The sequence below is a fragment of the Actinoplanes awajinensis subsp. mycoplanecinus genome (assembly GCF_001509495.1).
Lineage (GTDB): Bacteria > Actinomycetota > Actinomycetes > Mycobacteriales > Micromonosporaceae > Actinoplanes > Actinoplanes palleronii.
This window is the reverse complement of the sequence record NZ_LLZH01000312.1, coordinates 25171-37726: the sequence shown is the minus strand read 5'-3', so window position 1 is coordinate 37726 and position 12556 is coordinate 25171. Positions and strand designations below refer to the sequence as shown.

Sequence of the window (12556 nt, the reverse complement as noted above, 5' to 3'; positions counted from 1 at the left end):
CGACCCTCACTCGATCACACGGACCGTCACCTCGGGCGGCAGACGCGGGGTACGTGGAACATCAGTGCCGTGCGGTTCCGCGGCAGCGAACCGAAGTACCAGGTAAGGCAGTTCGGAGCCGTTCGTCAGCCGCTGGATCATCTCCCGGCTGCCGGCCACCTCCACCACGACGCTCAACGGCAGTACCGAAACCGCCAGCCCGGTCGCCGTCAGCCAGCCGGCGGACAACGCTTCACCGGCGGTCAGCCACTGTGGCGGCTCGTCGCCGGGGCCGTGCAGGGTGGGTGCGCGGGTCGGCGTGGGCGATGTGTTCGGTACGGGCTGCGCATCGCAGCAGGGTGAGCGCGCCGACCGGGTGCGGATCGCGGGTGCTCCAGTGGGGGTGACGGCGGGAAGGGCACGCTGGTGGCGACGTCACGGCAGGCTCCCGGCGTACCCAAAACCGGCGATCGTCAGCCCGGGGGTGCTGAAGGAGATCGCCTGTCCGGGTGTGGCGGTTTTCCGGCGAAGCCGGTCAGGAGGCGGACGGTGAGTGAACCGCCGCCGACGGCGGACGATTGTTGTGATCAATCGGTTGCGCCGTGCGGAGGGACAAATTCGCGCGGGTATCTGCCTGGTCACTGGTCGTGGTACAGCTGTGCTTGCTTGCTTGCTTGCTTGCTGGTCTGGTCTGGGCGCCCGGGCACCGCGTGTGGCCGACTCGGGATGGCTGATCACGGTCGCCGGGGTGGCCATCGCAGTGGCGGCGGCGCCGGCCTCGTGGTGCTGGGTGCCGGCTGCCGCGGGTGTAGGTGTGCCGAGGTCCCCGCCGACGCCGTACAGCGTGGAGGCCTTGCCGTGTGTGAAGCACCGCACGGTGACCGGGACGCCGCGCTCGACCAGCTCTCTGATCACGGCGCCGTGGCCTGACGACTCGTTGTCCGGATGCGCCACTACGGCCGGCACACCGGTCATCGATCACGGTGTTTCCGCCACGGTGACGGGTCGGCCGAGCCGCCCCGTCACGGACGTGGTTATCGGTTCGACCAGCGGGTGAAGGCGGTCAGGTGCCGCTGGGACGCCGCGAGCAGGTTGGCGCACGCCTGCTGGAGGTCCGGAGCGGTCAGTCCGTTCGCCGCCGCGGTGAGGTCGGCGGTGTCGTCGCGTTCCACCTGCTGATCGGCGGCCAACGCGGCGGCCCGGCTCTGCTTGCCCTGCGCGAGCAGCTTGTCGTAGGTGGCCTGCGCGGCCTTGTCGGTGCACGTGCCGACCGGCTGGCCGGCGGTCGGGTCGCTGACACCGTAGCGCTGTAGCAGGATGCGTACCGCGCTCAGATGCCGGGTCTCGGCGGCGGCGATGTGGTCGAAGACGGCCGCGTCATAGCTGGCGCCGAAAGTGGCGTACAGGGCGTGGGCGAGTTTCTCCACCTGAGCCATCGACGCCAGCGTGGTCTTGTGCGCCGCGGTGAGCGTGCCTGCGGTGCGGTGACCTGCAGCTGGTTGCAGCCGCCGTTTCCGGCGCCCATGCCGTAGCCCGACCCCATGCCGTAGCCCGACCCCATGTGTTGTTCACGGGCACCTCGGGCGCGTCCTTGCAGATCACCCTGCCGGTGCCGTGGCCGTCGATCTCGGCCGCGCCGGGGGTAACGGGGTCCGCAGCCGGCGGCGACCATCCGTCCCTAGGTGAGGGTGCCGGTCTTGTCGGAGGCGATCACGGTGACCGAGCCGAGCGTCGGTATTGCGGGTCCTCTGGCCCTGGCGCCCTGCTCAGCGGCGGGCAGGGTCGAGGTATGGGGCGACGTTCCGGTACGGCACAGTCGGACAGATGGTCCTGGGTGGCGCTCGGTGTGGCCGATCCGCGACGGTGGTTGCTGGGGTGTGCCGAGCCGGCTGCCCAGTGGGTGACGCTGACCGCTGTGCTTGACCGTCCGGCCGATGACCCCGAGGTGGTGGCGGCGCACCAGGCGGTCGTGGCCGATTCCGGCACGCGGGAACTGCTCGACCGTCTCCCCGACTGGACTGCTGGTGACGATCTCGGCGGCCACAGCAGCCCGCGGTTCGCGCCGAACCTGCTGAACCTGCTGTTCGACCTCGGCGTGACGCCCACCGATGATCCGCGGATCGACCGGTTGCTCGATCAGATGCTCGACCACCAGGACGGCGGGGGACGCTTCGAGGCGTACGCCGCGCGGCGAGCGGGTGAGGCGCCGGTCTGGGGTGCGTTGCTTTGTGACAGCCACGCGGTTCTCGATGTCCTTGTCCGCGCCGGCCGAACCGCTCACCCGAAGGTCCAGGCCGGTTTGCAGCGCCTCGCCGCTGACGTGACGCAAACCGCGCAGGGTCCGGCATGGCCGTGCCGTCCGCACCCGGTCACCGGATTCCGTGGTCCTGGGCGGCGGAACGACTTCTGCCCGCAGGTGACGCTGGAGGGCCTACGCGTGCTCGCCCGTGCGCAGCCGCCGTCTCCACGTCCGGAAGAGCTGCTGGCGGTCGCTCGGGTCGCGCTGCGGGCCTGGCGGATGCGAGCAACCGAGAAGCCGTACATGTTCGGCCACGGCAAGGGGTTCAAGACTGCCAAGTGGCCGCCCACCTGGTACGGCGCGTACGCCGTCCTCGATGCTCTTGGCCGCTACCCGGCGCTGTGGCGCGGTGGGCAGGCAGACCCGGCGGATCGGGTTGCTCTGGCCGATCTGTCCGCATGTCTGGTCCGGTACAACCTGAGCGTGGACGGCACCGTGACACCTGGTTCCACTTTCCAGGGCTTCGCGTCCTTCTCGTTCGGTCAGAAGAGGACAGCGTCGGGTTTCGCCACCGCTCGGGTCCTCGCGGTGCTCCATCGCCTGGACGAACTCGCCGCTGAAGCGGCAGCCGTCGACGTCAGCGCATTGGGCAGCTCGAAAGGTGGCACCGGCACGGCCCGCCCGCCGGTCTGCTGATCCGGCATTCGGCGTCGGGCGGCACCAGGGGACGTCTCGGAATGAGGTGGCCTTCCGGCCCTGGCGCTGCCGGGCAGCGGGAGCCTGGATGGTTGGCGCGAACCGAGATGACGGCGCGTTCGCCGCTGGCTGAGCCGACGACGGCCGCGATCACCCGTACGGGTCTGACGATGGACTACGGCAACGGCCACGGGCTGTTCGACCTGACCATGGCATACGGGAGACGTTCGGGTTCATCGGCCCGAACGGGGCAGGCAGAACAGTCACCCTCCGCCTGTGACGGACCTGATCCGCCCTGATCGGGGCAGTGCGATGCTGCTGGGGCTGGACTCTCACCGGGACAGCCTGGCGCTCAAACGCTCAAACGCTCAACGACCTGCGGACGTCGCGCCTCCACCGCATCGAGGTGGTGGTCACCGGGCATGTCCCGCCTCGGGAGGGCGCCTGCGCCCACCGGGGCCGTTCGGGAGCAGGACGTCCTTCGTCGCACGCAGGTCCATCGGCTCTGGCTCGCGATCCCGGGCAGCGCGACGGTCGAGGTGTGGCGGCCGGGAGCTCATCGAGCGTCTCCCCACCCGGCCGGCGGGACGGCGGGCCGGCGCGGTGGGCGGCCCGGCGCGTCCGCTACCTGGACAACCTCAAAGTTGTTCTGATCGCGGTCATCATCGCGCTGCACGCGGTCCTCGGGTACGTAGGCTCCATGGAGGTGTGGTCGTACACCGAGGTACGCGAGGTGACGCTCAACCCGGTGGTCGAGGCAGTGCTGCTGGTGGTGATCACCCCGTTCGGCCTGATCCTGATGACGTTGTTGTTTCTCGTCGCCGGGCTGCTCACCCCGCCATCGCTGGAGCGCAAGGGCGCCGTACGGTTCGTCCGGGACCGGCTGCTGCGGCTTGGTGCGCCGTTCATGGTGTACGTCCTGCTCCTACAGCCAGTGGTCATTTATGCGCTGGAGCACCCGCTGGGCAACGCGCCGGGCTCCTACTGGGACAACCTCGTCGACGACGAGGGGGTGGTGGACACCGGACCGCTGTGGTTCGTCGGCGTACTGCTGATCTTCTCGCTCGGGTACGCCGGCTGGGTACGGACCGGATACCCCCGTGCCGTAGGGCAGGTACGCCGGACGATCACGATGGGTCGCCTGCTGCTGGTGGCCTCGGCGGTGGCGCCCGCGTCGTTCCTGATCCGGCTGATATACCCCTACGGCAGCGACAGCGGCTTCACCGACCTGAACTTCTGGCAGTGGCCGGCCTGTCTGGCCACGTTCGGGGTCGGCGTCACCGCCGTTGGCCAGGGCTGGCTTGAACGACTTCCGGACCAGCTGTACCGGGGCAGCCGCGCGGTGGCAGCCGCGGCCGTCGCCGCAACAGTGGTGCTCCTGAGCGTGGCGGGCATGCTCGATCGCATCGACGACCTGATGGGCGGCTGGCAGTGGCCGGCTGTGGGTTTCACCGCGGTCGAAACGACGCTGGCGGTGTTCGGGCCGGTGTGGTTGCTCGGCGTCGTCCAACGCCACCTTGGCGCATCGCGGCGCTGGGCCGGCCCGGCGGTCGTCCGCAGCACCTATGGCGCGTTCATGGTGCAGACGCCTGTCCTGATCGGCCTCGCGGTCGTCTTGCGATCCGTCCCACTGCCCGCAGAGGCGAAGGCGTCGATCGTGGCGGCCGGCGGCGTAGCCGTGTCCTTCTGGCTGTCGTGGCTGCTGATCAGCCGGATGCGCTGGATCGCCAGGGTTCTCTGACGAGGTGAAGGCCGCCGGATCTGGCCGCTTCGGGCGCCCGCGCTCGGATCACCGGTCGGCCACAGCGGCCATGCTGGTAGGGCCCCAGGGCCCTCTGACGATCGGACTTCGTGTTCCGGTCGAAGGCCTCTGACCATCACGACCGTGGCGATCGACACTGACCCCGTGGTGGCATGTCCGGCCGGGTCCGGGAGGGTTACCGTGATCACACTACGTGAGGTGTCGTTCTTCTCCGATGGTCAGCGATGTGCGGGACGGCTCTTCCTGCCGCCCGAGGCCGCGTGGACCGCGTGTGTGGTGTCGGCGCACGGCACGACCGGCACGATGGACTTCGGCCTGGCCCGTTACGCCCAGCGTTTCGCCGAGGCGGGCCTGGTCGTGCTCACCTTCGACTACCGTCAGTTCGGTGCCAGCGAGGGGCGACCTCGGCAGGTGATCAGCGTACGAAGGCAGGTGGCGGACTGGCAGGCCGCGATTCGCTTCGCCCGGGCGTTGCCGGAGGTGGACCCCGATCGGGTGGCTCTGTGGGGCACCTCGCTCAGTGGTGGTCATGTGATGACGGTGGCCGCCGCCGACCCGGCGATCCGCGCGGTCGTCGCGCAACTGCCGTTCATGGGAATCGAAGCTGGCCGTTCCAGCCCTCGCTCCGGCAAGGTCACCGCGGCATTGTTCGCGGCGGCGCTGCGCGACGCGGCCGGTGCGCTGTTCGCCAGGGCGCCGGTAACCGTTCCGATCGTCGGTCCGCCCGGTGCGGTCGCCGTTTTCACCGGTGCCGAGGACGATGCGGTCGCCCGGCACCTGGCCGCGGAAGCGCCGACCTGGCGCAACGAGATGGCCGCGCGTTCGCTGTTCGCGCTGATGCGCTACCGGCCAGGACGGTTGGCGCGGCGGCTCGAGATGCCGTTGCTGGTCTGCGTCGCCGAGGCCGACACCGCCGCGTCGCTGCCGCTGGCGACGCGCGCCGCGCGGGAGGCGCCGCACGGCGAGTTGCGCCGGTATCCGGGCGGGCACTTCTCGGCATACCTGGGGGAGGTGCAGCAGCGCATGGTCACCGACCAGACCGCCTTCCTGCGCCGGCATCTCTGCGCCACACCCGCCGACGCCACCAGCGGGTAGATCGTCGTCGGCCACCGCGCCGCCTTCCTCAGCTGAGGAGGGTAGGACCACGCGTAGCAAGGTGTCGGACTTCCACGGCCGCTTCGGCGGCTAGACACCGAGCCGCCATCCACTCGGAAGGAGTCACCCGTGCCGACACTTGCCGAGCGCGTACGCGCGTTCCTTAGCAGTCCGCGAGGCAAACTTCTCATCGAGCAAGGGCAACGTCAGCTCGCCAAGCCGCAGAACCAGCAGAAGGCGATAGAGATGCTTGACAAGCTCCGCGGCGGCCGCGCCCGAGGCCGGTAGGGGCGGTGAGCCGATGAGCGGCATCCGCCAGGATTTGCTACCCGGTGGCCTGCCTTACCTGGCCGCGGGGAGAGGCCCGGCGGTGGTTGTGTTCCCCGGCCTCGAACCGGGCAACGCAGACCCGGCCGGGAGCAGCCGCCGCCGCACCCTGCGCTTGTTCCGGGCACTCACCGATCACCTGACCGTCTACGTCATCAACCGCGGGCCGGGTCTGGCGCCGGGAGCGTCGGTGCGTGACCTGGCCGACCACTACGCGCAGGCAATCCGCCGGGAGTTCACCGCCCCGGTCCATCTGATCGGGATTTCCACCGGCGGGTCGATCGCGCAGGTATTCGCCGCCGACCATCCGGGACTGCTCGATCGGCTGATTCTGCTCGGCAGCGCGTGCCGGCTCTCGCCGTACGGCCGTCAGGTCCAGCGGCGGCTGGCCGCCCTTACCCGAGCCGACCGGCCCCGAGCGGCCTGGGCTGCCACCGGACCAGCACTGGCCGGCACCGGCATCGGCGGTGCGCTGCTCACGGCTCTGCTGTGGCTGGCCGGTCCGCAGCTGGATCAGCAGGACCCGGCGGATCTGCTGACCACCATCGCCGCCGAGGACGTCTTCGACGCCGCACCCGAGCTGCCGCGCATCAGCGCCCCCACTCTGATCATCGGGGGTGCCAGGGACCGCTTCTACAGTCCGCGCCTGTTCATCGAGACCGCGAACCGGATTCCGTCGGCGCGGTTCTGTCTGTACCGGCGCAAGGGCCACCTCGGCACGATCGCCTCGCGCCGCGCTGTCACTGAGATAGATCGTTTCCTCACCGCGAAGCCTGCGCAGCGGTAGGGGGCTGCCGGTCATCGCAGTGGTGCCGGATGGCCCTGCCCGATCGAGATGACGCATGGGATACCGGAGCCATGGGTGGCGCGAAGATGGATTTCGGCCCGGCGGTCGACGCCCGGGCCGGAGCTGAGGGCACCCGCCTCGACCTCGACGACGTCTGCCGGCATTTCACCGTGGGCGGCGGCGTGGTGAAGGCGCTGGACCAGGTGAACCTGCATGTCGACGAGTCGGCGTTCGTGGTGGTGCTGGGGCCTTCCGGGTCGGGTAAGACCACGTTGCTGAATCTGGTCGGCGCCCTGGACGCGCCGACGTCGGGCACGATCCGCCTGGCCGGGGTCGAGTTGACCACCGCGTCGCGGGCCGAACTGATCCGCATCCGCCGGCGCACGGTCAGTTTCGTCTTCCAGAGTTTCAACCTGTTCCCGGGTCTGACGGCGTTGGAGAACGTTCAGTTCGGCGCGGACGTGGCCGGGCGTGCGCACGCCGAGCGGGTGGCCGCCGAGGTGCTGGAGCAGGTCGGGCTGGGGGAGCGAGGGCGACATTTCGCCCATCAGTTGTCCGGTGGTGAGCAGCAGCGGGTCGCGATCGCGCGGGCGCTGGCCACCGGCAATCCGATCCTGCTGGCCGACGAGCCGACCGGTGAACTGGACTTCCGTACCGGCGTGCAGATCCTCGAGCTGCTGCGGGCGCAGGCGGAAGCAGGGAAGACCGTGGTCGTGGTAACGCACAACCGGGAGATCTCGCGGGTTGCCGGTCGGGTGATCGAGCTGTCCAGCGGTCACATCGTCGCCGACCGCAGACCCGAGGGCGGCCCGGCCCCGCTCGCCGACCTGCACTGGTAGGAGGTGCGCCGTGCACCGGTTCCGGTTCTGGATGGTCTGGTCCTGGCGTGATCTTCGCCGCCGGTGGGTGTTGGTCGGCGCGATCGCCGCGGTCATCGCACTGGGCACCGGGACGTACGCCGGCTTGCTCGGCACCTCGGCCTGGCGCACGCAATCCAACGATGAGAGCTTCGCCGCCGTCCACACGCATGATCTGCGCGTGGCGCTGCCGCAGGGCAGCCTCGTCGCAGAGGGCAGCCTCGCGGCCCTGGTGTCCGGCCTGCCACACGCCGGCGATGTGGCCGCGGCGCGGGAGCGCCTCGTCGTGCCGACCCAGATCGCTGGGCCGGGCGGGCTGCTGGTCACCGGGGAACTCGTCGGCACCGACACCCGACCCGGAGCGCCGGTCGACGGCGTCTGGATCAACCAAGGCCGCGCGCTCGGCGCCGCCGATGACGGCCGTCCCTACGTGGTGGCGGAGGCGGTGTTCGCCCGCAAGAACAATCTGCCGCTGCCGGCCGAACTCACCGTGTCCGGTGGCACTGCGCTGACCGTGGTCGGTCGTGGCCAGTCGCCGGAGTATTTCCTGGTTACCGGCGCCCAGGGCGGTGGCACCCCGTTCCTCAGCCAGAAGTCGTACGGTGTGCTCTTCGCCTCCCTGCACACCGTGCAGCAGGTCACCGGCACCGGCGGTGCGGTCAACGACGTGGTGCTGACCCTGCGCCCAGGCACGGACCGGAACATGATCGCCGGCGAGCTGCGCCACGCGCTCGACACGGCCCGGCCGCCGGTCGCGGCGACCGTCGGCACCCGTGACGACATCGACGCCTATCGCATCCTCTACCAGGACATCGCCGGCGACGCGAAACTGTGGCGCGTCGTCGCCCTGTTGGTGCTGCTCGGCGGGGCGCTGGCCGCGCTCAACCTGACCACGCGGATCGTCGAGGCCCAGCGCCGCGAGATCGGCATCGGGATGGCCCTGGGCGTACCGTCGCGTCTGCTGGCCGTCCGGCCGCTGCTGTTCGGCGCCCAGGTCGCGCTGCTCGGGGTGGTGCTCGGTCTGCTCGTCGGCTGGGCGATCGGGATTCCGCTGCGCTCGCTGTTCACCGACATGGTGCCGTTACCGATCTGGCGTACGCCTCTGCAACTGGACGTGTTCGCCCAGGCCGCCGCGCTCGGTTTCGTGCTGCCGTTCGCGGCGGTGGCCTGGCCGATCTGGCGGGCCCTGCGGGTTCAGCCGGTGCAGGCCATCCGGGTCGGCCACCTCGCGGCCCGCAGCGGCGGACTGGTCGGATTTCTGCCCCGGCTGCGGCTGCCCGGCCCGGGCTACCACCAGATCCCGGTCCGCAACGTGCTGCGGACTCCGCGCCGTAGTGCGCTGACCGCGCTCGGCATCGCGGCCGCGATCACCACACTGGTCACCGTGGTCGGGTTCTTGGACACGTTCCGCGGCACCCTCGACCGGGCCTCGGACGAACTCCTACACGCTGCCCCGGACCGGGTCGCCGTCACCCTGGACACCTTCCAGCCCCGGAACGGCGACGTGGTGCGGCGGGTGGCCACGCTGCCCGAAGTCGGCTCGGTCGACGTGGGTCTCCTCGCTGCGGCGACCGCCCGTTCCGGCGGTCATCAGGTCGACCTGGCCATCGAAGTGGTCGCCCGCCACGCCTCGTGGACGCCCACCCTGACCGAGGGCACCGCCGCCGGCGGCATCGTCCTGGCCGGCAAGGCCGCGCGTGATCTGGACATCCACGTCGGTGACTCGGTCACCGTCGCACATCCGCAAGCCACAGCCGCCGGCCTGCGGACCGTGCAGACCCGGATGCGGGTCGCCGGCGTGCACCCGAATCCGATGCGGATGCTGGCCTACCTCGACCCGGACTCCGCCGCCGCGTTCGGCATGGCCGGCACGACCAATCTGCTGACGGTCACGCCGGCGGCCGGCGCCGGCCCGGAGACCGTACGCCGGGCGCTGCTGGCCGTCCCGCACGTCGCCTCCGCGCAGACCGCCCAAGCGTCCACCGACGGCATGAAGGCCAGCCTCGACGAGTTCGTCGGCATCCTGCAAGTCGCCGCCGCCGTCACCCTTCTGCTGGCCCTGCTGATCGCCTTCAACACCACCACCATCGGGGTCGACGAACGCGGCCGGGAACATGCCACCATGCTCGCGTTCGGACTCCCGCCCCGCACCGTGCTCGGCATGACCACCGTCGAAACCGTGCTGATCGGTGGCGTCGGCACCGTGGTGGGCATTCTCGGCGGCTACGGGCTGCTGCGCTGGTTGACCGCGACCACTATTCCATCGGTGCTGCCCGAAATCGGCGTCACCGCCGCCCTGTCCGCGCGTACGGTTCTCGAAGCGCTCGCCCTCGGCGTACTCACCGTTGCCATCGCACCGTTGTTCACGCTGCGCCGCACCCGCCGGATGGACATCTCCGCCACGCTACGCGTCATGGAATAGCCACAGCCACCAGGCTGTGACGGCGGCGGACGGTTCGTCGTCTCGCCGTTGCGAGCGACACCGTGCGCGAGGCAGGGAATCGGCTCGCATGCCGACCACGAGATCGTCCGGGTGGCCGTCACGTCTCACGTCGCGGCCGACCGGAGTGCCAGGTCGTCACCGGGCCGACTCTGCCGCGGGCTGGCGCGTGATGACGGGCCGGATGCCTCTTTCCGAGTGCGCTACGCACGGGTGACGGTGGAGTGGAAGCCCGGAGAGCGGGTGATGTCGATGTGCGGTATGAGAGACGTTCGAGTGTTAGCGGGCTACGACGGGTCACTGTCGGCCGCTGCGGCGATCGAGGCGGGCGCGGTGTTGCTGCCGTCGGCCCGGGTATGGATCGCATTCTGCTGGACGCCGCCGTTCGCCAACGAGGCGATTCGCAGGCGCCTGCGCATCCGGGAGACCGGGTTGAACGATCTTGTCGCTGCGATCGAGCGCGAAGGCGCGGCCGAGGCTGGACGCATCACCGCGACGGGCGTCATTCTGGCCCGCGTCGCTGGGTGGACGCCCGAACCCCTGATCGATCGAAGCTATGGCGGGGAAGGATTCGCCATCGGTGTGCTCGCCGAGAAGGTGGATGCCGACGTCGTCGTGGTCGGCTCGCGCGGCCTCAGCGGTGCTTCTGCTGTGCTGGGCAGCGTCTCCGACGTGGTTGCACACTATGCACCCCGACCGGTGCTGGTTGTGCCGTACCCGCTACTGACCACCGAAAGCGCGGACCTTGCCACCGGGCCGGTGTTGGTGGGATGGGACGGGTCAGCGGGTGCATTGCTGGCCCTGGAAACTGCCCGGAAGCTGTTCCGCGGTCGACCGGTGGTTGTCGCCACCGTCAGTGACAATGCCGTCGACCCGCCTGCGGCACCGTCTGAGTTTCTGCGGTTGCCGGCGCGTGGCGACCATGTCACGCCTGGCCGGGCGGTCGCCGATGCGCTCGCTCTCGCTGCTTGCCAACGACGGGCGGCCGTTGTGGTGGTGGGCTCGCGCGGGCACTCCGCCGCTCGCGAGATTCTTCTCGGCAGCGTGGCCATGGCAACCCTGCACCATGCTCATCGGCCGGTGCTGGTCGTGCGCCACGACGCTCACGAGCCATGAGGTTCCTCGACCCCGAGACGCTGATCTCAACCTTCGGTGTACTCGGAATCCTCACCCTGGTCTTCGCCGAGTCCGGCGTCCTGCTCGGGTTCTTCCTGCCTGGTGACTCGCTGCTGTTCACCGCGGGTCTGCTGGCCTCCCAGCACACCGTGCTCCGGCTACCGCTGTGGCAGCTGTGCCTTCTCATCACCGCCGCTGCGGTCGCCGGTGACCAGGTCGGCTACGCCACGGGGCGACGGCTCGGCCCGCCGCTGTTCCGCCGCCGCGACCGACGTCTGTTCAGACAGGAGAATCTGCGACGGGCACGAGAATTCTCCCGCCGCTACGGCCCTCAGGCCCTGGTCCTGGCCCGGTTCGTGCCGGTAGTGCGTACCTTCACCCCGATCGTCGCCGGCACGCTGCACATGCGCTATCGCACCTTCACCATCTTCAACGTGGTGGGCGGGGCGCTGTGGGGCAGCGGAGTCACCGTGCTCGGCTATCTCCTCGGCCAGGTGCCTTTGGTACGCGGCCACATCGAACTGATCTTGGTCGCCATCGTGGTGGTCTCCACCGTCCCGATCGTCGTGCCTTGGCTTCGGCGTCACCGCAGCCGCGGCGCCGCTACCCGGTCGTAATGAGCCTTTCCATCCTGACGGTGCTGGCACGGCAGGTAGAGGCGGATGCCCCTGCCGGGAGCCTCGCTGTGCTGTCGACGGCTCGACCCGATCACCGACAACCCTCGCACGACTGGACGTCCGCCGACACGATCTACCCGGCGGACTCATCCACGAATACGATCATGCCGCTTGGCCGGCGTGGATGGCGTTTCGGCACCCACAACGCTCTGCTCCGACTGAATGCGCGCCTCTGCACCCGGCGCCGTTGCGGTCCGGGCGGCTACTTCATCTCGCTCGGTTGCGTCGGGACAGGGGGCCGCTTCGTAAGGATGAGCTTGACGGCTTTGCGGGCCACCGGGCGCAGCGCTTTCCTGAAGGCGCCGTGGTTGGCGTCGAAGGTACAGGTTGTCGATCTCATCGAGCGAGGCGGCCGCGCAGTCGAACTCTTTGGGCTCGTCGGCCACCGCGGAACGAGCGATCCGCGCGGTCGCGCCGACCGGTGGCGATATCGACCGCGGCGCCCCGGTTGCCATCGCGTCGGCGATCCGGTCGGTCTCCCGTTCCAGGGGACCGTCCACCGCGCTGATCTCCAACGTCGGTGCGGGCGGCTGCAGTGACAAGGGCCCGCAATCCTCCAGGCGGAAGCAGAACCGTGGCCG

Annotated in this window: 12 protein-coding genes; 8 read left to right on the top strand and 4 right to left on the bottom strand. The window is 70.0% G+C overall.

The annotated features are described in order from the left end of the window. Positions 1-6: 6 nt before the first annotated feature. The 3 genes from ADL15_RS40435 to ADL15_RS40430 form a co-directional block, all read right to left on the bottom strand. Positions 7-228 (bottom strand): hypothetical protein, encoded by a 222-nt coding sequence (locus tag ADL15_RS40435; protein WP_067703377.1) that lies wholly within the window; start codon positions 226-228, stop codon positions 7-9. A gap of 186 nt (positions 229-414) precedes the next feature. Then, entirely contained in the window at positions 415-954 is a 540-nt protein-coding gene (locus ADL15_RS57220) for a PIG-L family deacetylase (protein WP_157441915.1), read from the bottom strand. A gap of 59 nt (positions 955-1013) precedes the next feature. Next, a complete protein-coding gene (locus ADL15_RS40430) occupies positions 1014-1415 on the bottom strand; it encodes a DUF2202 domain-containing protein (protein ID WP_083972381.1) in 402 nt (133 codons plus the stop codon). A 398-nt stretch (positions 1416-1813) separates the two neighbouring features. Between ADL15_RS40430 and ADL15_RS40425 the strand changes: the two genes are divergently transcribed. The 8 genes from ADL15_RS40425 (at position 1814) to ADL15_RS40385 (ending at position 11915) form a co-directional block, all read left to right on the top strand. Further along, on the top strand, positions 1814-2914 hold the full coding sequence (locus ADL15_RS40425; protein WP_157441914.1) for a hypothetical protein: 1101 nt from the start codon (positions 1814-1816) through the stop codon (positions 2912-2914). A gap of 541 nt (positions 2915-3455) precedes the next feature. Beyond that, positions 3456-4655, top strand: a complete 1200-nt coding sequence (locus ADL15_RS40420) for an acyltransferase family protein (RefSeq protein WP_067703366.1) — start codon at positions 3456-3458, stop codon at positions 4653-4655. A gap of 144 nt (positions 4656-4799) precedes the next feature. After that, positions 4800-5771, top strand: a complete 972-nt coding sequence (locus ADL15_RS40415; RefSeq protein WP_449369313.1) for an alpha/beta hydrolase — start codon at positions 4800-4802, stop codon at positions 5769-5771. Positions 5772-6072: 301 nt separating this feature from the next. Next, entirely contained in the window at positions 6073-6885 is an 813-nt protein-coding gene (locus ADL15_RS40405; protein ID WP_083972377.1) for an alpha/beta fold hydrolase, read from the top strand. 86 nt (positions 6886-6971) lie between these two features. After that, positions 6972-7724, top strand: a complete 753-nt coding sequence (locus ADL15_RS40400; RefSeq protein ID WP_067703401.1) for an ABC transporter ATP-binding protein — start codon at positions 6972-6974, stop codon at positions 7722-7724. A gap of 10 nt (positions 7725-7734) precedes the next feature. Further along, positions 7735-10164, top strand: coding sequence for an FtsX-like permease family protein (locus ADL15_RS40395; RefSeq protein ID WP_198171224.1), 2430 nt, complete (start codon positions 7735-7737; stop codon positions 10162-10164). Between the two features lie 279 nt (positions 10165-10443). After that, complete coding sequence (locus ADL15_RS40390; RefSeq protein ID WP_394326979.1) at positions 10444-11298, top strand: universal stress protein; 855 nt, start codon at positions 10444-10446, stop codon at positions 11296-11298. Then, a complete protein-coding gene (locus tag ADL15_RS40385; protein ID WP_067703358.1) occupies positions 11295-11915 on the top strand; it encodes a DedA family protein in 621 nt (206 codons plus the stop codon). Before ADL15_RS40390 ends, ADL15_RS40385 begins: the two co-directional genes overlap by 4 nt. A 146-nt stretch (positions 11916-12061) precedes the next feature. On the opposite strand, the gene ADL15_RS53590 is transcribed toward ADL15_RS40385, so the two are convergent. Continuing rightward, positions 12062-12517: a hypothetical protein gene (locus ADL15_RS53590; RefSeq protein WP_157441913.1), complete on the bottom strand. Its 456-nt coding sequence runs from the start codon at positions 12515-12517 to the stop codon at positions 12062-12064. Positions 12518-12556 lie beyond the last annotated feature (39 nt).

What these genes read in the sequence shown, in the direction of transcription:
- ADL15_RS40405 (WP_083972377.1), top strand. Translation starts at nt 6,073, where the DNA reads ATGAGCGGCATCCGCCAGGATTTGCTACCCGGTGGCCTGCCTTACCTG.
- ADL15_RS40385 (WP_067703358.1), top strand. Translation starts at nt 11,295, where the DNA reads ATGAGGTTCCTCGACCCCGAGACGCTGATCTCAACCTTCGGTGTACTC.
- ADL15_RS40430 (WP_083972381.1), bottom strand. Translation starts at nt 1,415, where the DNA reads ATGGCTCAGGTGGAGAAACTCGCCCACGCCCTGTACGCCACTTTCGGC.
- ADL15_RS57220 (WP_157441915.1), bottom strand. Translation starts at nt 954, where the DNA reads ATGACCGGTGTGCCGGCCGTAGTGGCGCATCCGGACAACGAGTCGTCA.
- ADL15_RS40400 (WP_067703401.1), top strand. Translation starts at nt 6,972, where the DNA reads ATGGATTTCGGCCCGGCGGTCGACGCCCGGGCCGGAGCTGAGGGCACC.
- ADL15_RS40390 (WP_394326979.1), top strand. Translation starts at nt 10,444, where the DNA reads ATGAGAGACGTTCGAGTGTTAGCGGGCTACGACGGGTCACTGTCGGCC.